The following is a 19636-nucleotide window of genomic DNA, read 5'->3' as shown; positions in this document are numbered from 1 at the left end:
GCGCATGGTGAGAACGGATCAGACGCACAAGTCGCCCGATGGCGAAAACCAACCTCTGCCCATGGGCATCAACGTGGCGGTGGTCCCCAGGATCGCCGTCTCGCTGTTCATGATTGCTCTGCTGGGCATGCTGATCTCCGCCATCCTCCATCTGCTCTCCATCGACCAGAGTCCGCTCCAGATCCTCTTCGGCGGAGCGGCGCTCGCGGTGGTGTTCACCACCCAGGTGGTGCGCTCCGCGCACGGCGGCACGAGGCTGCGCCGGCGTCAGCAGTACTGGCTCCTCGGCGTCCAGGCCCTCCTCACCTACACGCCCTTCCTGGTGCTCGGTGAGGCATGGGTCGGACTGCCGGGATTCCTGGCCGGGTCGGTACTGCTGACGTTCCGGCCGCCGTGGTCGTGGCTGGCCGCCGGGCTGGTCTGGCTCAGCGTGCTGGGAGCGTCGTACGCCGCCGGCTTCAAGGCACTGGAAGTCGCCTGGCTCGCCGCCTCGGTCATCACGACCTCGATCGTGGTCTACGGACTCACGCTGCTGTCCGAGATGGTGCTCCAACTCCGCAGCGCGCAACAGGAGATCGCCCGGCTCGCGGTCGAGCAGGAACGACTGCGCTTCGCCCGTGATCTGCACGATCTGCTCGGCTACAGCCTCTCGGCGATCACGCTGCGCAGCGAGCTGACGCTGCGTCTGGTCGACCAGCATCCGGCGCGGGCGCGCGAAGAGCTGTCGACGGTCCTGGAGATCTCGCGCCAGGCGCTCGCCGACACCCGGCAGGTCGCCCGCAGCTACCGCGACATGTCCTTCCCGGCCGAACTGGCCTCGGCGCGCTCGGTGTTCGGCGCCGCGGGCGTCGAGATCGAGGTCGACTGCACCCTGGTGGACCTGCCGGACCAGGTGGGCACGGTACTCGCGACCGTACTGCGCGAAGGCATCACCAACGTCCTGCGGCACAGCAGCGTGCGGCACTGCCGGATCGACGCCCGCAAGGCGGACCACGGCGATGTGCTGCTCCATGTGCGCAACGACGGCGTCCGGGCCCGCCCCGGCGGCCCGGACTCGCACGACGGCAGCGGCATCGGGAACCTCTCGACCCGTGTCACCTCGATCGGCGGCACGCTCAGCGCGGGCGTGCGCGACGACGGCTGCTTCCATCTGGAGGCGAAGGTGCCGCTGGACTGCGGCGTGGACCGCCGGCTTCCGCGGCCTCGGCTGCTGGTGGACCAGCGGCTGCGCAATGGCGGCGAACGGAACCCCGACGGCGGAACGCGCAGCGCCGTCTGAAGCAGCGCCGTCTGAACGTTTCTGCGCGGCGGCCCGACTCAGAGCCAGCCCTGCTCCCTTGCGATACGGATCGCGTCGACGCGGTTGCGCGCGCCGAGCTTGGTGACGACGGTCGTCAGATAGTTCCGTACGGTCCCCACGGTCAGATAGAGCCGCCCGGCGATGTCCGGCGCCTCCGCGCCGTCCGCCGCCATCCGCAGCACTTCCGTCTCCCGGGCGGTGAGGGGGTTGTCCCTGGCCGCCCACGCGTCCAGCGCAAGCTGCGGATCGATCACCCGCTCCCCCACCGCCACGCGTCTTATCGCGTCGGCCAGTTGACTCGGCGGCGCGTCCTTGAGGATGAATCCGGACACCTGGGCCTCCAGGGCCCTGCGCAGATTCCCGGGACGGCCGAGGCCGGTGAGGATCAGCGTGCGGCAGGACGGGTGCTTCGCATGTACCTCGGCGGCGGCCGACAGGCCGTCCATGCCCGGAAGATCGATGTCGAGCACGGCCACATGCGGATCGTGCATCAGCACGGCGGGCACGATGTCCCGTCCCGTGCCGACCTCGGCAACGATCTGGATGTCCGGCTCGAGATTGAGCAAAGCGACCAGTGCTCCTCGAACCATGTGCATGTCCTCTGCAAGGACCACTCTGATCATGTGCGATGGTTCACGCAGCACTCGGCCTCCCCCAGCCTGCCGTCAGCGAAGGCCGAGAATACCTCCCCGAGTCGCTCACAACACCTGCTCGACCACATCCCGAGTACCAGGTCGGACGGTGTGGTCATGCCTCACGACTCCGCCGTACGCAGCTACCCGCCCCCGCGCCGGTCCGCGACCGGCATTCCCGATGAGTATGCGCAGCTGCGCAGTGACGCCCCGGTAACCGACGTCGTCATGCCCAGCGGTGACGGGGCACATCTGTTCAGCCGCTACGACGATGTGCGTACGGTCCTCTCCGACGCGAGGTGCAGCAGGGCCGCGACGGTGCTTCCCGAGTCGCCGAAGCTCACGGCCGTCCCGTTCGACGCCGGCGGCCTGTTCACCATGGACCCGCCCGAGCACACCCGGCTGCGCTCGCTGGTGTCGAGTGCCTTCACCGCGCGCCGCGTCGACCTGTTGCGCCCGCGAATCCAGGAGCTGGCCGACGAGTTGCTGGACCGGATGGCCGAGCGTGGCGGGCCGGTCGACTTCAACGACGCGTTCGCCTTTCCGTATCCGGTGGCGGTGATCTGCGAGCTGCTGGGTGTGCCGTTCGCCGACCGGGAGCTGTTCCGCGGCTGGTCGGACGCGATCCTGTCGCTCACCGCGCACACACCCGAACAGATGCTGGAGCGCAAGCTGGCGCTCGTCGCCTATCTCCAGCAGCTGCTCGAAGACAAGCGGCGGCGGCCCGGCGACGATCTGCTGAGCGCGCTGGTGTCGGTGCGGGACGAGGACGGTCCGCTGACCGAGCACGAGCTGGTCACCATGGCGATGACGCTCCTGGTCGCCGGGCACGAGACGACGGTCGGCCTGCTGGCGGCCTCGGTGTTCACCCTGCTGCGGCACGCCGGCGGCATGCGTCTGGTGCCGGACGACCCGCAGGAACTGGCCACGCTGGTGGAGGAGTTGCTGCGGTTCAATCCGATCGGCGACGGCGGCCCACTGCGGGTCACCACCGCCGAGATCGAGGTGGCGGGCAGGACGGTGCCGGCGGGCAGCGCCGTGATCGGTGCGATCTGCTCCGCCAATCGCGACGAGCGCCGGTTCCCCGACCCGGAGCGCTTCGACCCGGCCCGCCGGGACGCACCCCATCTGGCGTTCGGCCACGGCCCGCACTACTGCCTGGGCGCGCCGCTGGCACGGGCCGAACTGCAGATCGCACTGGCCGCTCTGGCCCGCCGCTTCCCGGACCTGCGGCTCGCCGTGCCGGTGGAGGAGATCCGGATGCACACCGGGCTGCTGGTCAACCGGCTGGAGTCGCTCCCGCTGAACTGGGGCTGAGCAAGCGGGAGTTCAGCACCAGGCAGTTCAGTGGCGCAGGCCGTCCGGGCGGCGCGGACCGTAGCCGAAGGCGCGGTCCACGCCGATGTGTCCGAGCCAGCCGAGACCGGCGACGGCGGCTGTCCTGCTGCCGGTGACCGCGGCGAGCGTGAGCAGCGCGGCGGGGACGGCGGGAGAGTGCAGGACGTTGTAAGGGCGTACGGCGTAGCCGGGCAGCCGCTCGAAGTCGGGGGCCGCGGCGATGCCGTAGAGCAGGGCGACGTCCGGGAGTACGGCGGTGGTCCACAGCACTCTGCTGCGTACGCCGCCGAGCCGCGCGCCGGCGACGAGCGCGGCCACACCGACGGTGCCGCTCAGCGCCCGCCCGACGGGATGGTGGTAGCTCCAGCCGGACCTGCGTACGGCGTTCACAGCGCGAGCCGTCCTTTCCTGCTCAGCAGTCTCTGCACACCGGCGACCGCTCCCAGCGCCACCCTGGCCGGCGGGCGTGCCTTCACCGTGCGCAGGGCCGCGTGCAGCAGGGTGACGCGCACCCGGGGCAAGGAAGCGGGCGCGCCGTGTTCGTCGTCCAGGAGCAGCACCCGGCGGGAAGCATCCGCGTCCTTCAGCAGCGCGCCCGTCTCCGTCAGCGGCACGATGTCGTCACGCAGCGCGGCGGCGTACGTCACCGGAATGCGCAGCCGCTCCAACTCGTCCTCGCTCAGTGCCCATTCGCGTACGGCGTCGAAGACATCTTCCGGCTTGCAGCCGGTCAGATGCGCGAGGGTTTGCACCGTGGTGTCGGGGACGCCGCGCTGCCAGTCCCGGTCGAGGAAGAAGTGGCGCAGCGGCGCACCGACCGTGGCGACTCCGCGCACCCGGTCGTCGGTGAGCGCGGCCCGCAGTGCCAGATGACCGCCGAAGCTGAGCGCGACGGCGAAGGTGTGGCGTACATCGGCCCGGTCGGCGAGCCGGTCGAGCAGGGCGCTGAGCATCCGGTGACTGTCGGCCCTGTACGGGAGCGTGTTCTCGCCGACGCCGGGCAGTTCGGTGACTGCCAGAGCCACGCCGAGGGCGTCCGCGCGCGCCAGGATCGGCGCCCACTGTTCCTTGACGCTGACGATGCCGCCCATGACGACGATCAGCGGCCGCTTCCGCTGTGTCGACAAGCCCGCCGTCCAGCAGGCGAACCGCCCTTCGGGCAGGGCGATGTCCAGCCGGCCGATGCCCGCGCGAGCGCGTCGCCACTGGTCGAAGGACTGGACGCAGAGCAACTGGGCCCGGCGCCGGACGATGTCGTCCGCGGCTGCGTACGGGAATCGGGCGAGGCCGTAGTGCCGGCAGGCGTCCAGCTGTCTGCCGCGTCCGGCCAGCAGGTCGCCGGCCCGGCTCCACACCGCGGGCCAGGAGTCGGGACGGCTTCCGTGTGCGGTGGTCACCCGGTCCAGCAGGGCCTCGCAGCGGGCCGGGTCGAGTCCCTGGGCCCGGGCGTGCAGCAGCACATGGCGCCGCAGCTCCGCCAAGTCCGGACCGTTCTCGCTCATGTCAGTTGCTCCGTACTGGTCTTGGTCCCGGTCCCGCCGCCGTCGGCACGTGCCTGTTGGCCCGGGAAGTACGCCGGCGCGAGGACGCGACGCTGGAGTGCGGGACTGGCGTTGAGCGCCCGGTAGACGGTCCGCCGCAGGGCCGCCGCGGGTGGTGCGGAGAGGCTGAACATCCGCTCCTGGCGCAGTTGCAGGCCCCTGGAGCGCCGCACGGGCGCTTCTCGCTCCTGCTGGAAGGCGGCCACCGCCGTACCGAGTGCCGCCGCCCGTGCGCTGCGCGGCGCTTCGAGGGCACTGGCCAGCAGCGGTGCGAGCGCGACCGCGTCGGCGAGAGCGTGGTTGACGCCCTGGCCGAGGATCGGCGACAGCGTGTGCGCGGCGTCGCCGATCAGTACGACTCCGGGCGCGGACCAGCGCCGTACGTCGGTGGTGAAGATGTCCAGGAGATGAGTGTCGGACCAGCTCCGGATGGTGTCCGCAGCCTCATGCCGCAGCTCGGGTGCCAGCTCCGCGAGCCTCGCGTGCAGTTGTTCCAGGCCGCCGGCGCGCAGCTCGCGCAGGCCGCCCTTGGGGATGTTGAGGCCGACCCGCAGTGTGCCGTCGGTGGAGGGGAGGAAGAGTCCGTGCCGCCCGGAGCTGATCCGCACTCGGTAGGCGCGCCGGTCCCAGGCGTCCGGGAACGGCAGCTTCAGCCAGACCACGTCACGCTCCAGGGGCGTGCGCCGCGCGGTGTGGTCGAGGCCGGAGAACCTGCGTACGGCGCTGTAGCGGCCGTCCGCGCCGACCGTCACTTCGGCCCGGATCTCCATCGTTCCCTCAGGGGTCTTCGCGCGCACCCCGCGGACCGCGCCGCCGTCGCGCAACAGGCCGACCGCGGACGCCGGTTCGAGCACCGTGCAGCCTCCGTGCCCGGCCGTTGCCTCGGCGAGCGCGGCCAGCAGCACCGGCTGGGCCAGCTCCACCGGATGGCGATAGGCGTACGGAAACGTCTCGAAGCGCACGTCGAGCACCCGCGCGCCGCCGTCGGAGATCTCCAGCCGGTGCACCTCGTGCGTGTCGTCCCGCACCCGGTCGAGTACGTCCAGACCGGCCAGGATCCGCACGCCGTCCGGGGACACTGACTCGCCGCGGAAGGCGCGCGCGCCGCCGGAGCGCTGTTCCAGCAGAACAACCTCGTGCCCCAGGCGTACCAGCGCCAGGGCGAGCGCCCGCCCACCGGGCCCGCCGCCCACCACACACACCTCGGTCGTCATCGTCATGCCGGTGCCTCGTCCTGTCCCGTTGCCACCAGCGCCGCCATGAGTGAGGCGTCGAGCATGGTGGAAGCCGCTGTGTCGCTGGTATCGCCGAAGCCTGCGTCGAACAGGGCCACGCTGACCGTGTATCTCCGGTCCACCAGGCAGGTGTGGAAGGTCCATTCGTCGCCGGTGCCGCGCGATCCGTCGGGTCTGAGGACCTGCACCCTGCGCTCCTGCGGGCCGAAGCCGAACTCCGTGAAGCGAAAGCGCATGCCCTGGCCGATCGCCTTGCTGTACGCCTCCTTCAGCGTCCACAGGCGTACCAGCGCGCCGTTGCGCCGTTCGTCGGCGATCTGCGCGAGCGCCTCGCGCTCGTGCGGTGTACACACCTGGTTCTCGGTGCCGAGTCCGAGCATCGGCCGGTCCCGCAGTTCGGCGTCGACGCCTATCCAGCCGCGCCGGGTCAGCCCGACGAGCAGCAGGGTGTCGGTGTGGCTGAGGCTGATGTCGATCTGGTCGAGGCCGCGCAGATACGGGCGTCCGCCCGGCTTGTAGGCCAGTTCGACGGACTGCGGCGAGGCCTCGATGATCGCGCAGGCGACATGCTTGAGCAGCAGCCGGGACGCCACGAAACGGGACCGGATCTGATAGTGCGTCATGGCGGCGAAGCGCGCATAGTCACGGCCCAGCAGCGGGCGCAGCTCCGGCGAGTCCAGGTCGGCCGGCAGCCAGTCGTCGAGCTGGGCGTGGACGACCACGCTGCCGTGCTGCCGTACCGCTTCACGGACCTCATCCCAGGGTCCGTCCGGGCCGGTCACCCGCACGGGCCGGGCGAACCCCTGCTCCGTCGCGGGGTTCGCCACGGGTCCCGGAAAGATCACCATGCCAGCCCTCCAGCCGCTTCACCACTCCGTCGAGCACGTCCGCCGCGGCGGCTCCGTCGAGCACCCTGTGATCGAAGGTCAGCCCCAGCCGCATGACCGGCGCCGCCGTGATCCGCCCGTCGCGCACCACGGCACGGTCGGTCACCCGTCCCGCGCAGAAGGTGACCGCCGTGCCGCCGTAGGAGTGGAATACATCGACAGCGCGGTGACCGAGTGAGCTCACCGCGAAGGTTCCGAGCCGCCGGCCCCTGGCGCCCGGAGTGCGTACGCCGAGCCGGAAAGCCAACTGCCCCACAGGCGGCGGCAGCTGATTCAGCAGCCGGACCGCCGCGGCGCCCGGCAGGTCGTGCGGATCGCTCTCGCGGCACAGGTCCACCACATCCTGGATCTCCGACAGTGACGCGACGTCCATGCGCGGCAGGACGGCCGTGAGCACCACGCGTTCGCCGCTCGCGGTCGTGCGGTCGAGCGCGAGCTTGGCCGCCACGTCCGGCAGCGGCGCGGTTCTCGGCCACAGCACGCCGCGCGCCGTCGCGCGGGCCTCGGGGTGCCGGGCGACGATCCGCCCGGCCGCGAACAGCAGATAGCTCACGACCGAGTACCGCCTGCCTGCTGCGCGCTCGGCGGCCCGGTGGTCCTCGACGCGGGTCATGTCGATGTCCGCGCCGAGATGGACGGGCGCGGCGGCGCGTGCCCAGTTCAGGAAGTAGCGCGTATGCCGCCGTGCCCGGTCCCGGGGCCCGCTCATGTCGCCACCGCTGCGGTCCAGATCTCGCTGAGGCTGCGCGCCTGGAGCATTTCGGCGACCGCGACGGGCCGGCCCAGCTCCTGCTCCAGCAGACCGACGAGGCGCAGCAGATGGACCGAGTCCCAGCAGGGCAGTTCGGTCAGCTCGCGGGCGGCGTCGGCCGGTTCCAGGTCGGTGCCGAGGTGCTCGTTGGCGAGCGAGATCAGATCGACGACGGTGTGCATGACGCCACCTCCTGGGCCGGGCTGTCGGTGAGGCGCAGGCGCAGCCGTACATGGGCCGGTACGGACGGCAGCCGGTCGAGGGTGTGCCGGTAGCGGATCGCGCCGCCGTCGTCCCTCGTGCCGCTCACGGTTTCGAAGCCGTGCGCCGGACAGAACGCGCGCTGGGCCTCGTTGGCCGCCGCCGGACGCCACAGCGCTTCCACCGCGGACAGGCCGGCGTCGCAGGCCGCGTGCAGCAGCCCGGCCAGTACGGCGCTCTCGATGCCGCGGCCCAGCACCCGGCAGCTGACGACCATGTTCTCGATCAGCAGCCGGTCGCCGTCCCTGCGGGCGAAGACCGCTCCGACGACGCCGTCGTCGCCGAAACGGTCGGCGGCGCGCACCGCCAGCACCAGGGCGTCCGGGTCCGCGCCGAGCTGCTGGATCTGCGCGCCGGTCAGACGCGTGCCCGTGAGGTTGAACCGGTTGGTGCGCAGGCTCAACTGGGCGATCCTGGCGGTCTCGTGGGTCCCGGCCGGGCCGGTGTCGACGACGATGCCGAGGCCGCGCAGGAAGGTCTGGTAGTCCTTCGCGCGGGCCTGGTGCCGTTCGCGCTGTTCGCGTTCGCGGTAGCGCGCGGCCCGTCCGCGGTCCTCATCGGTGACGGACGGGACGTCGAACCAGCCGTCGGCCAGCAGGTGTTCGGTGTGCCGTGCCGGTTCGGCGTCCAGCGGGACGACGGCGGCTCCGGGCACCCCGGCCCGTACGACCTCCCGCTCGAAGGCGCTGTCGTCGGCGAACACGACGGCGTCCGGCGCGATGCCCAGATCGGCGGCGATCTTGTGGATGCCGTCGGCCTTGGAGCCCCAGTCGGCGACGACGCTCACGAAGTCGCCTGCGCCGAGCGGCCAGTCGGGGTGTGCGGCCAGCGCGCGGGCGACGGGCTCAGAATCGTTTTTGCTGCAGACGGCGAGCAGCACGCCCTGTGAGGCGAGCTGCTCGACGGTGCGCCGGAAGCTCGCGAACGCGCCCGCGCGCAGCGAGTCCGCGGCCCGAACACGCTCGGGTCCGTCTTCGGCGAGTATGCCGTCCCACAGCGTGCCGTCGAGGTCGAGGACCAGGCATTTCTTGGCGTCGCCACGCAGCGCCCGGGCGAGGTGGGCGGCCTCGCGGGCGTATCCGGCGAGCAGTTCGGCGGTGCAGTGCGCTTCGGCGTACGCACCGAGCCGCGGGTCGTCGGCCCGTGTGCCCGCTGTGGTCAGCGGTTCGAGGTCGAGTACGGCCACTCCCGCCGCCGGGTCGGACATCCGCAGCAGGTCGGCGTTGAACTCCCGCCAGACCGCGCCCAGTTCGGCCCGCTGCGCGAGACCGGTGAGCTGATGGGTGAACCGGCGCAGCAGCGGCACCGTGTTCAGTACGAAGGTGGCTCCGGCCGGTGCGTGCGCGGCGTGGACCGCGGCGAGTTCGGCCAGCAGCAGCCGCTGGCGCTCGGCTTCGAGCGCCACGTCGTACGGCTGCCACGGCGCGCGCAGCCGGTCCCAGACCGTCAGCGGGTCCAGGACGCAGAGCGTGAGGTCGGGCCGGTGCGCGTAGACGTCCGATGCCGGGTCGGCGAGGTCCTGGACATAGCCGCCGCTGCCGGCCGCGTATGGGATCAGCAGCAGTCCGTGCCGGGCGAGTTGGGCGGTGAGCGCGGGCACGAGTCCGGCGGTGGTGGAACGGCCGCTGACCGCGATGCGCACGACGGGGGTGCCTGGGTGGGCGGCGAGCACGTCCGCCGCGCCGGCGCGGACGAGGAGGCGTCCGGCGTAGTCGAGTCCGGCGTCGTCGAGCCGGGCGAGCAGCGCGGGCAGCTCCGGATAGGAGTCGGCCAGCGTGCCCGCCTCGTGCAGGGCCCTCAGCTCCTGCTGTGCCTCGCTCAGGCTCATCTAAGTCGCCTCCACTGCGAAGCCGGCCTTGATCCACTTGCTGGACTCGATCGCCATGCCGACCGCGCGTCCGCCTGCCGCCAGCCGCGGCAGCAGCCGCTCCAGCTGGAAGAAGACCAGCGCGTTTCCGTTGTTTCCGGTCTGTGCGACACAGGAGACCTCCTCCCACTCGAGGCCCTGCCGCAGACCCCTCGTGATCCGCTCGGTCATCCGGCCGCTGAGCTGTGGCGGGAGGACATGGCCGAGGGTCGCGGCGGGCCAGCCGAGCGTGTCGAGCAGGCTGTCGAGCACTTCGCGGGCCATGACCGGCACGCGCGACTCGACGGCCTTGTAGTCCTCCACGACGGCGGGCCGGTCGGTGTGGCGGTCGGCGAGGCCGAACCATTCGACGGTCTGGCCCGGCGACCGGCCGAGGCCGTCGAGCCAGTGCTCGGCCGCCGTCAGCACCGCGCGTCCCGCGCCGTCCTCGCGGGACAGCGCGACCGCGCCCGCGCCGTCGCCGAACAGCACATAGTTGACGAGCTGGGACGGTGGCATCTCACGGAAGTTCTGGCCCAGATCGAGGTGCTTGCTGCACACGTCGCCGCCGATCACCAGGCCGACGGGCCGGCGGCCGCGGGCGCCGTTGCCGAGCAGCGCGGAGGCGAGCGCGAGGGCCTGGACCGCCCCGGAGCAGCCGGACTGGAGCTGGTAGACCGGCACGCCGTCGATGCCGAGGCGGTCGGCGACGAGCGCGGCCGTGGTCGGCATCAGCGCGTCGGGGGTCGCGGTGGCCACCACGATGAAGGCCACGTCCTCGGGTTCGGCCGCAGCGTCGGCGAGCGCCCGGTCCGCGGCGTCGGTGCACAGGTCCTCCAGCGTCCAGCGGACGGCGCCGCCGTCGAGGTCGCGGGCGAAGTGCCGGGTCCTGGTGCCGATGAAGGTCTCGACCCACTCCGGGGCGATGCCGAGCCGGCCGGCGAGCGCGTCGTTGCCGACCGGTTCGCCGGGCAGCGCGGTGCCGATCCCGGCCAGCCGGACGGGACGGGCGGCCGGGGACCGGCCTGCTGCGGACAGGGTCACGGCGCGACCGCCGCTTCGAGCTGCTCGCTGAGGTAGCCGATGAGAGTCTCGACGCTGACGAGGCTGGAGAGCATCTCCGGCATCGACAGCTCGCCGACCTCCGGAAAACGCACCTCAAGACGGTACTTGAGCTCCATGAGCATCACGGAGTCGAAGCCCAGGTCGTCATAGAGGCGCAGGGTGTCGTCGAGTTCGTCGTGGTGGCCGCCTCTGACCGTGGCGACGGCCTCGCGCACGCCCCGGCGCACCCGGTCCGGGTCGGGGCCGCCCGTGACGGACGCGGCCGGTGCGGTGGACGGTGGCGGGGCCGAGGTCCCGCGGTGCCAGGACCGCCACTCGGTGGAGAAGACATGGGCAGGCATGCGCACGGCCCGTTTCTCTGCGTCGGGATAGAAGGTGTCCCAGGCGGGGTCGAGCCCGTCCTGGTGGAGCCTGGCGAGCAGTTCGCCCACCTCCCGCGCTCCGGAGTCCTCGGTGCGGCAGACGCCGAGTGCGGGGATGTCGCGGGACGCGCCGATCCGCCGGAGAAGGCCCGCGAGCACCGGCTTGGGGCCGATCTCGACCACATGGGTGGGCTGTTGGGCGCAGAGCGAGCCGACGGCCTCCTCGAACCGCACGGTTCCCGAGATGTGTTCCGTCCAGTAGGCGGCGTCGAGTTCCTCGCCGGGCGCGAGGAGGCGGCCGCGTACGGTCGAGTGGAACGGCAGCCTGGGCCGGCCGCCCGGGATCCGGGACGCCACCCGCTCGAAGCGGCCGAGCATCGGCTTCATCAGCGGCGAGTGGAAGGCGTGCGAGACCTTCAGCGGCGTGCACGCGAGTCCGCGCCCCTCCAGCCGGGCGCGGATCCGGCCGAGGGCCGCGAGATCGCCGGAGAGCACGGTGGCGCCCGGCCCGTTGAGCGCCGCGACACCGACCGTCGGCTCGTCCGCGATCAGCGCGGCGGCCTCGGCCGGCCGGGCGCGGGTCGCCAGCATGCCGCCGCCGTCCGGCAGTTGCTGCATGAAGGCGCCGCGTACGGCGACGAGCCGGGCCGCGTCCGCGAGGTCCAGCGCCTCGGCGACGACGGCCGCCGCGAACTCGCCGATGCTGTGCCCGACGACGGCCGCCGGCCGCACTCCGAGCTCCATCAGCGTCCGCGCCAGCGCGTACTGCACCGCGAACAGCGCGGGCTGCGTGGTCCCGGTGCGGTGCACGGCCGGATCCCCGGCGAGGATCACCTCGTGGACCGGGGTGACGGTGTACTGCTGGAGCGCCTTGGACGCCTCTTCCAGGAAGGTCCGGTAGACGGCCGACTGCTCGTACAGTCCGGCGGTCATCCGCGGGTACTGCGCGCCCTGGCCGGTGAACGCGAAGGCGGGCACCGGCTCGTCGACGGCCGCCGTGTCCTCGAAGTGCTGAGTCTCCAGCTCGGCTCCGGCGAACAGCCGCGAGGCGAGCTCCTCGGTGCTGTCCGCCGCGGTGGCGAAGCGGTACGGGAGCTGGGCCCGGGACCGGTTGCTGGTCCAGCACAGCCTGCCGAGCTCCTCGCCGGGCCGTCCCGCGACGTCGACGGCCTGGAGGCGCAGATTGCGGCGCAGCGCGCGGGGGGTGTCGGCGGAGAGCGTGAAGACCCCGGCGCGGCGGCGGCTCTCCAGCGGTTCGCGGTCCGCCGGCGCGGTCTCCAGGACGACATGAGCGTTGGTGCCGCCCATGCCGAAGCTGGAGACGCCGGCGCGGCAGCCGTCGGCGGGCAGTTCCAGTGGTTCGGTGATCAGTTCCATGGAGCGGCGGCCGAGACCGAGCCGCGGATTCTCGTCCCCGTACGACGGGCCGCCGGGCACGACGCCGTGCCGCAGCGCCAGTACGGTCTTGATCAGTCCGGCCATTCCGGCGGCGCCCTCGGTGTGGCCGACGACGCCCTTGACCGCGCCGATCGCCAGCGGCCACCGCCGCAGGCCGTCCGGGTCGCGGAACACATCGCCCAGCGACAGCACTTCGATCTGGTCGCCGAGCGGAGTGCCGGTGCCGTGCGCCTCGATGAAGCGGATGTCCCGGGGCTCGGTTCCGGCACGGCGGCAGGCGGTGGCGATCACATCGCGCTGCGAGGCGCGGTGCGGGGCCATGATGCCGTTGCTGCGGCCGTCCTGGTTGACCGCGCTGCCGAGGATCACGGCGTGGATCCGGTCGCCGTCGCGCACGGCGTCGTCCAGCAGGCGCAGCGCCACCACGCCGACGCCTTCGCCGCGGCCGATGCCGTCGGCCGCGGCGGAGAAGGGTTTGCAGCGGCCGTCGGCGGCGGCGAGTCCGGCCTGGGCGTAGATCTCGTCGAGCACGGAGCCGACGACGATGTTGACGCCGGCGGCGAGCGCGAGATCGCACTCTCCGGCGCGCAGCGCGGTGCAGGCCAGATGCACGGCGACCAGCGAGGAGGAACAGGCGGTGTCCACGGTGAGGCTGGGGCCGCGCAGATCGAGCTGGTAGGCGATCCGGTTGGCGAGCATGGAGCGTCCGCTGCCGGTGCCGGTGCGCGGCGTCACCTCCTCGGCGGCGAGGCCGAGCCGCAGCCAGTCGTCCGACATGCAGCCCACATAGGTGCCGACGCCGCTGCCTGCGAGCCGGGTCGGGGAGATCCCGGCGTCCTCGACGGCACGCCAGGAGCACTGGAGCAGCAGCCGCTGCTGCGGATCCATGGCGCTCGCCTCGGCGGCGGGCACGCCGAAGAAGGAACGGTCGAAGGCGTCGGCGTCGGTGAGAAAGCCGCCGGGCACGGTGGAACGGCCGCGTGAGGCGGGGCGTTCGCCGATCGCGGTCGTGGCGCTCATCAGCAGCTGCCAGTACGCCTCGGTACCCGGCGCGCCGGCGAATCTGCAGTCCATTCCCACCACGGCGACCGGCTGGTGGGACGGGCCAGGTGCACGGCCCATGGTCATACCTCCCGATACTCGCCGCCGGCCTTGGTGAACTCTTCGGCGAGGTGGTGGGCGAGATCGTCGGCGGTGGGGTGGTCCCAGGCGACGGTCGGTTCGAGGAAGAGCCCGAACTCCTCCTCGATGTCTCCGTAGAGGCTGAGCGCGGCGACGGAGTCGAGGCCGTACTCCGCGAACGGCGTGCGCGGGCCGATCTCGTCGGCCGGGCGCTGGAGATACTCGCCGAGCCGGGTGATCAGCCAGTTCCGGAAGTCGCGTTCGTCGAACTCGGCCACAGGCTTGGTCGACCAGGGGCCCGGGGCTTGATCCCCGGTGGAATGCAGCACCATCTGATGCTCCTCACACGTGTCTGCGGTCAGCCGGCGATCGGGGTGTCGTACAGGTCGTAGCTGCGGGCTTCGTGGTAGCGGTTCAGCACCTCGTCGAGCAGCTGGTCCTCCCAGCCGTCCGGGAGTTTGGGGAGCGGGTGGCCGAGCCGTTTCACCAGCCGGGTGAGCGCCGCGGCGACCCAGGCGGGCGAGGCGATGAACTCGTCGTCCTCCGGCTCCTGGTGCCGCCACACCCCGAGGCAGGCCGCGCCCGCCAGCAGCAGCGTGTAGCGGTCGGCGATGGCGTACGCCTTGGGGCTGGCGAGCACGGTGCGGTCCTTGGGCGACATGGCGCGGCATTCGCTCTGCAGACTGCGCAGTTCGTCCTCGAGCGCGGCCGCCAGTGCGGTGAGCGCCTCCGCGTACTCTCCGGCCCGGGCCGCCTTCTCGCCGGCGATCGCTTCGGCAGCACCTTCCATCGAGCCGATCAGTGCGTCGCTGCCGGCGATCAGCACCAGCCGGGCCGGGTCGAGCGGCGGGAGTCCGTCGCGGATCCGGAACAGCCCCTCGGGCGCGGGCTTGCCGGAGAACCACGCGTTGCGCGCGAGCCTGGGCAGCTGCGGAATGATCGTGGCCTGGCAGGCGGCGGTGCCCGCGTGGCCGAGGCTGATCATGGGCAGGTCGCGGACATGCTTCTGGAAGGCGCCGTAAGCCCCGTCGCGTACATAGAAGTTGGCGCCGAGGACGATGGACAGGTCGTATGCGGTCTCGGTGAGCAGCTTGGGCAGCAGATACTTCACGGCGGCCGCGTACACGCTGGTGGCCTCGGGCACCAGATGCACGGCCCGGGTCGCGGCGAGTGCCAGGCAGTCGCTGATCAGCAGATCGGTGAAGGCTCCGACGATGGTGGCGCGGGCGTGCGGGATCTCCAGTACGGAGCGGTGGTAGAGCCTGCGGTCCAGTGCGAAGCCGACGGCGGTGCGCAGCGCGGTGTCACCGCCGCCGAGGATCATCGACGGCACGACGCTGCGGGTGATCTGGAAGGAGCGCAGGGCCAGTTCGACCCCGTCGCCGGGCCGGCCGATCAGCGCGTCGGCGGGCAGCGGGCAGTCGCTGAACTCCACTCCGGCGTTCTGGCAGCCGCGGACGCCGACGGTCTCGTAGCGCGGCAGATAGCGGTAACGGTCGGCGGGAATCCGGGACTTGTCGACGAGGAGCACGGAGTGGCTGCGGCTGCCCACGGTGTCGTCGGTGCGGCTGAACAGCACCAGCGCCTCGGCGCGTACGACGTTGTTGATGACGTGCTTCGCGCCGGACATCAGATAGCCGTCGTCGGTGGGCACCGCCCGGAACTCGTTGCGCACGAAGTCGTTGCCGTGCGCGAGTTCGTGGTACGCGATGGCCAGCCGGCCGCCGCCGAGCAGCAGGTCGGCGACCTGCCGTCGCTGTTCCGGTGTGCCGGCGGTCCAGACGGCGATGGCGGCGAGGAAGGTGGTGGCGCCGTAGCCGAGGCCGAGGCTGGCGTCGCGGCGGAAGACGCCGCGCAGCACCCTGCCGAGCGTGTCGATCCGGTCGAGCCGGCCGCCGAGCTCGGTGGGCACGAACTCGGCGTTGAGCCCGAATTCGGCGAGGGCTTCTTCGGCTTCGGCGAGGAGTTCGCCGCGCTCGTCGGCGGCGAGCAGCGCGTCGAGGCCGAGCGGATTGCCGGGATCGCCGGGATCGCCGAGCCGCCTCTCCAGGTCGGCGACGCGCTGCTGGACGATGATTTCTTCCTGGCTCGGGCTCAGCATGGCGGTCCTTCTGCGATACGGCCGGGCAGCAGGGAGAACAGCTCTCCCGCCTCGTACTGTTCGGTCAGCCGCGCGAGCAGCCGCTCGAACAGCGACTCCAGTTCTGTGTCGTAGGCGGCGGGCGGTCGTGGCTGGGGCCCGGTGACGCCGGGCACCGCCTGTTCCAGCCGGTCGGTGAGCCGGGCGAGTACGGCTTCGAGCCAGAGCCCGTCCCGCCAGTGGCCGGCGGTGCCGCTCTGCTGCGCGAGTCTGCGGTTGTGCCGCCAGACGCCGAGGCAGCAGGCGGCCGCGAAGCAGACGCTGTAGCCGCGGGCCAGGTCGAAGCTCTCCACCGGTGCGCCGCCGGGCACCGGCCGGGCGGCCCGCATCCTGGCGTGCAGTTGGTCCGCGGCGACGGCGAGTGTGCGGGCGAGCGCCGCGGCTCGGGCGAGCTCCGGTTCGCGGGACGCCTGCGCGCCGAGCACTTCGGCGTTCCCCGGCAGCGATCCGAGTACGGTGCTGCCGCGTCGCGCGAGCAGGCTCAGCTGTCCGGGACGCAGCCCGGGCAGTTCCTCGGCGTACGAGAAGGTGGCGGCGAGCGTGTGCGGTTCGCGGTCGTGGACCGGGTGGAAGCGGGCCAGGGTGCGGAACTGGGCGGTGAGCGCATACAGGTTGACCATGGTGTTGCCGTCGAAGATGCCGACGATGCGGTGGTCGCGCTCCAGCTTCTGGAACCGGCCGTGCGCGTAGTAGTCGCGCAGGAAGGCGCGTGCGCCGAGCACCGAGCGCAGCCGGTTCAGAATGTCGTCCACGACCGTCGGCACCAGGTACTTGGCGACGGCTGAGGTGACGCTGAGCTCGTCGGGGAGTGTGTGGATGGAGCGGGCGGCGACCGTGCTGAGCGCTTCCATCGCGAGCAGGTCGGCATAGGTCTCGGCGAGCGTGCGGCGGGCCGCCGGGAGGTCGAGCAGGGTGCGTCCGTACAGCTCGCGTTCGGCGGCGAAGCGGTGGGCGACGCGCAGTCCGTGGTCAGCCGCGCCGAGGGAGAGCGCGGTGCACAGGGACCGGGTGATCTGCAGGGCCTTGAGTACGGTCTCGGGGCCCTCGCCCTCGCGGCCGACCAGGCTGGAGCCGTGGACGGGCGCGCGGTCGAAGGCGACGCCGCTGATGTCGGCGCCGCGGATGCCGAGGGTGTGCACCTTCGGCAGGGTGCGGTAGGTGTGCGCGGGCAGTTCGTTCTTGTCGACGAGCAGCAGACTGAAGCCGCGGGGGCCGCCTTCGGGGGCGGTGCGGGCCAGCAGGCACACGAGCCTGCCGCGGGTGGCGTTGTTGATCAGCCACTTCTCGCCGGTGATGAGGTAGCCGCCGTCGGTGTGTTCGGCGACGACTTCGCCCGCCATCAGGTCGCTGCCATGGGTGCGTTCGGTGAGTCCGAGGGAGACCGGTTCGCCCGCCGCCACCAGCGACGCAAGGCGCTCGGCTCCGGCGAAGTCCTGCGCGACCCAGACGCAGACCGCGCCGAGGAAGGTCTTGCCGTGTCCGACGGCGGTGGTCAGATCGCGGCGGGCGATGGTGCGCACTATCTCCAGCAGCTGCGGAAAGCCGGTGAGCGCGCCGCCGTACTCGGCCGGGATGTAGTAGTGGTGGATGCCGAGCGCGCCGAGCAGTTCGCAGGCCGCGGCGGGGAAATCCTCGGCGACGTCCTCGCTCGCGGCCCGCGCGTAGGAGAGCGGTCCGGCGCCGTTCGGGTCGCCGAGCCGCTCGTCGAGCTGTTCCGCGAGCCGCCAGCGCAGCGTGGCCGCGTCGGCGGTCGGCGGCGTGTGCGTGCCGGTGTGTGCGGCGGGGCCTGCCTGGGTCGTCGTCATCCGCCGTCCCCGCCGTCCCCGTCGGCCTTGTCGGCCATGTCGGGGGGCGCACCCACCGAGACCAGTTCGCGGACCTCGGGGTGCAGCACCTCGTGCAGCGGCTGGATCCGGCCGTCGAGGAAGAGCTGCCGCATGGCGGTGCGCTGGAGCTTGCCGCTGGTGGTGCGGCGTACGGTGCCGGGGCGGACCAAGAGCACGTTCTCGGCCGCGACCTCGAACTCCTTGGAGACACACATCCGTACGGCGGCCGACAGCGAGGCCAGTTCGGCCTCGAACCCGGAGCCGGTGCGCACTTCCTGGACGACGACCACATGGTCGCGGTCGGACTCGACGGCGAAGGCGGCGCTGGAGCCGAAGAGCGCGCTCACCCGCTGCACGCTGCGCTCGATGTCCTGCGGATAGAGATTGCGGCCGGCCACGATCATCATGTCCTTCATCCGGCCGGTGATGTACAGCTCGTCGCCGTCCATCGCGCCGAGGTCACCGGTGCGCAGATAGCCCTCGTCGCCGTCCTCGGTGGTGGCCTTGAAGGCATGCGCGTTCTCCAGCGGCCGGTTCCAGTAGCCGCGGGCCACGCTCTCGCCGCGTATCCAGACCTCGCCGACCGAACCGGCGGGAAGCCTGCTGCCGGTCGACGGGTCGACGATCGCCACCTCGCACTGCTGCGGGGTGCCCGAGCTGACGAGAGTCCGGGTCGGCCGTCCGGCGGGTGCGTGCCGCATCAGATGGCGTTCGAGGTCGGCGGCGTCCACCTCGCGGGTGCGGGCCGGGCGGCCCGGCTCCTTGCCGCTGACGAGGAGGGTGGACTCGGCCAGTCCGTAGCAGGGGTAGAAGGCCTCCTTGCGGAAGCCGGCGGGCGCGAAGCGTTCGGCGAAGGCGTCCATGGTCTCCGCGCGTACCGGCTCGGCGCCGTTGACGGCGGTCTCCCAGCGGGACAGGTCGAGTTCGGCTATCTGCTCGTCCTTGATCCGCCGCAGGCACAGGTCGTACGCGAGGTTGGGGCCGCCGCCGGTGGTGATGCCGTACCGGTCGACCATCTGGAGCCAGCGCAGCGGCCGCTTCACAAAGGTCATCGGCGGCATCAGCACACCGGCGCTGCCCAGCCACAGCGGGTGCAGCAGATGGCCGACGAGGCCCATGTCGTGGTGGAACGGCAGCCAGCCGCCGACCCGGGACTCGTGCGTGGTGTGCATCGCCTGCTGGATGGCGCGCTGGTTGGCGAGCAGATTGCGGTGGGTGACCATCACGCCCTTGGGTTCGCTCACCGAACCCGAGGTGTACTGCAGGAAGGCCACATCGTCCGGGAAGAGGCCGGGCAGCTCCCAGGCCTCGGCGTCGCCGACGTCGGCGCGGTCGGTGGCCAGGCACGCGACCTCGGGATGGCCGATGTTGGCCAGCAGCTGAGAGACGGTGGAGGCCAGTGAGGCGTCGGTGAGGATGTAGCTGACGGAGGCGTCCCGGACGATGTTGGCGACGCGTTCGACGTTCTGGCGCGATCCGACGGGCGCCGGCGCGGGCACGGCCACCGCGCCGGCGAACAGACAGCCGAGGAAGCTGCTCATGAACTCGCGGACGTCGCTCTGCAGGATCAGCACCCGGTGGCCGTGCGAGCCCCGCTGCTGGAGCCAGGACGCGAGCCGTTTGGCGCGCGTCCCGAGTTCGCCGTAGCCGAGCACATCGGATTCCAGCTCACCCTGCTGGTTCGCGCCGACGCAGAAGTAAGCCTCCTGCTGCGCGAGTTCCGATGTTCTGTGCAACGCGAGTTCGGTGAAGTTCCGGTGTGCAGCCATCGTTTCCCCCAGAGCCGCGTACTAATGGCCAGAGCTTGGGAAATCCGTCTCAAGACCACCTTGAAGGCGAGTCGACCGTGCCCAAAAGGCTGAGATACTCATCGCTGTCCTCTCGCGGAAAACTGTCCCGCGGCAGGAGTTCCTCATGGTTGACGCCTGGGAT

Annotated in this window: 16 protein-coding genes; 2 read left to right on the top strand and 14 right to left on the bottom strand. The window is 71.7% G+C overall.

Annotation, left to right across the window (positions count from 1 at the left end):
* The first annotated feature begins 61 nt into the window (after positions 1–61).
* The gene (locus ACH4YL_RS10890; RefSeq protein ID WP_398506866.1) at positions 62–1279 is read left to right on the top strand and encodes a sensor histidine kinase; all 1218 of its coding nucleotides are present in this window, start codon (positions 62–64) and stop codon (positions 1277–1279) included.
* Positions 1280–1317: 38 nt separating this feature from the next.
* Here ACH4YL_RS10890 and ACH4YL_RS10885 read toward each other — a convergent pair whose 3' ends face one another.
* A complete protein-coding gene (locus tag ACH4YL_RS10885) occupies positions 1318–1923 on the bottom strand; it encodes a DNA-binding response regulator (protein WP_398506864.1) in 606 nt (201 codons plus the stop codon).
* A gap of 126 nt (positions 1924–2049) precedes the next feature.
* Here ACH4YL_RS10885 and ACH4YL_RS10880 point away from each other — a divergent pair, with 126 nt between their 5' ends.
* Entirely contained in the window at positions 2050–3249 is a 1200-nt protein-coding gene (locus ACH4YL_RS10880; RefSeq protein ID WP_398506862.1) for a cytochrome P450, read from the top strand.
* A gap of 27 nt (positions 3250–3276) precedes the next feature.
* Here the strand turns inward: ACH4YL_RS10880 and ACH4YL_RS10875 are convergent, their stop codons facing one another.
* Genes ACH4YL_RS10875 through ACH4YL_RS10815 form a run of 13 tightly spaced genes read right to left on the bottom strand, consistent with a single transcriptional unit; the run spans position 3277 to position 19473 of the window.
* Positions 3277–3660, bottom strand: a complete 384-nt coding sequence (locus tag ACH4YL_RS10875) for a DUF4260 family protein (protein WP_398506860.1) — start codon at positions 3658–3660, stop codon at positions 3277–3279.
* Positions 3657–4772, bottom strand: coding sequence for an alpha/beta fold hydrolase (locus ACH4YL_RS10870; RefSeq protein ID WP_398506858.1), 1116 nt, complete (start codon positions 4770–4772; stop codon positions 3657–3659). Before ACH4YL_RS10870 ends, ACH4YL_RS10875 begins: the two co-directional genes overlap by 4 nt.
* Positions 4769–6031, bottom strand: coding sequence for an FAD-dependent oxidoreductase (locus ACH4YL_RS10865; RefSeq protein ID WP_398506856.1), 1263 nt, complete (start codon positions 6029–6031; stop codon positions 4769–4771). Before ACH4YL_RS10865 ends, ACH4YL_RS10870 begins: the two co-directional genes overlap by 4 nt.
* Positions 6028–6894 (bottom strand): 4'-phosphopantetheinyl transferase family protein, encoded by an 867-nt coding sequence (locus tag ACH4YL_RS10860; protein ID WP_398506854.1) that lies wholly within the window; start codon positions 6892–6894, stop codon positions 6028–6030. The genes ACH4YL_RS10865 and ACH4YL_RS10860 overlap by 4 nt, the downstream gene beginning before the upstream one ends.
* Complete coding sequence (locus ACH4YL_RS10855) at positions 6800–7642, bottom strand: 2-oxo acid dehydrogenase subunit E2 (protein ID WP_398506852.1); 843 nt, start codon at positions 7640–7642, stop codon at positions 6800–6802. Before ACH4YL_RS10855 ends, ACH4YL_RS10860 begins: the two co-directional genes overlap by 95 nt.
* Positions 7639–7866 carry an acyl carrier protein gene (locus tag ACH4YL_RS10850; RefSeq protein WP_398506851.1) on the bottom strand — a complete coding sequence of 76 codons (228 nt, stop codon included), beginning with the start codon at positions 7864–7866 and terminating at the stop codon, positions 7639–7641. The genes ACH4YL_RS10855 and ACH4YL_RS10850 overlap by 4 nt, the downstream gene beginning before the upstream one ends.
* Positions 7845–9773 (bottom strand): HAD-IIIC family phosphatase, encoded by a 1929-nt coding sequence (locus ACH4YL_RS10845; RefSeq protein WP_398506849.1) that lies wholly within the window; start codon positions 9771–9773, stop codon positions 7845–7847. Before ACH4YL_RS10845 ends, ACH4YL_RS10850 begins: the two co-directional genes overlap by 22 nt.
* On the bottom strand, positions 9774–10829 hold the full coding sequence (locus tag ACH4YL_RS10840; protein WP_398507330.1) for a 3-oxoacyl-ACP synthase III family protein: 1056 nt from the start codon (positions 10827–10829) through the stop codon (positions 9774–9776).
* Between the two features lie 2 nt (positions 10830–10831).
* Positions 10832–13738 carry a beta-ketoacyl synthase N-terminal-like domain-containing protein gene (locus ACH4YL_RS10835; RefSeq protein ID WP_398506847.1) on the bottom strand — a complete coding sequence of 969 codons (2907 nt, stop codon included), beginning with the start codon at positions 13736–13738 and terminating at the stop codon, positions 10832–10834.
* Positions 13739–13740: 2 nt separating this feature from the next.
* Complete coding sequence (locus ACH4YL_RS10830) at positions 13741–14070, bottom strand: acyl carrier protein (protein WP_398506845.1); 330 nt, start codon at positions 14068–14070, stop codon at positions 13741–13743.
* Between the two features lie 26 nt (positions 14071–14096).
* A complete protein-coding gene (locus ACH4YL_RS10825; RefSeq protein WP_398506844.1) occupies positions 14097–15839 on the bottom strand; it encodes an acyl-CoA dehydrogenase in 1743 nt (580 codons plus the stop codon).
* On the bottom strand, positions 15833–17683 hold the full coding sequence (locus ACH4YL_RS10820; RefSeq protein ID WP_398506842.1) for an acyl-CoA dehydrogenase family protein: 1851 nt from the start codon (positions 17681–17683) through the stop codon (positions 15833–15835). The genes ACH4YL_RS10825 and ACH4YL_RS10820 overlap by 7 nt, the downstream gene beginning before the upstream one ends.
* Entirely contained in the window at positions 17680–19473 is a 1794-nt protein-coding gene (locus tag ACH4YL_RS10815) for a fatty acyl-AMP ligase (protein WP_398506840.1), read from the bottom strand. The genes ACH4YL_RS10820 and ACH4YL_RS10815 overlap by 4 nt, the downstream gene beginning before the upstream one ends.
* Between the last annotated feature and the right edge of the window lie 163 nt (positions 19474–19636).

The sequence above is a fragment of the Streptomyces sp. NPDC020681 genome (genome assembly GCF_044334895.1).
Lineage (GTDB): Bacteria > Actinomycetota > Actinomycetes > Streptomycetales > Streptomycetaceae > Streptomyces.
This window is presented reverse-complemented; position numbering and strand designations above follow the sequence as displayed.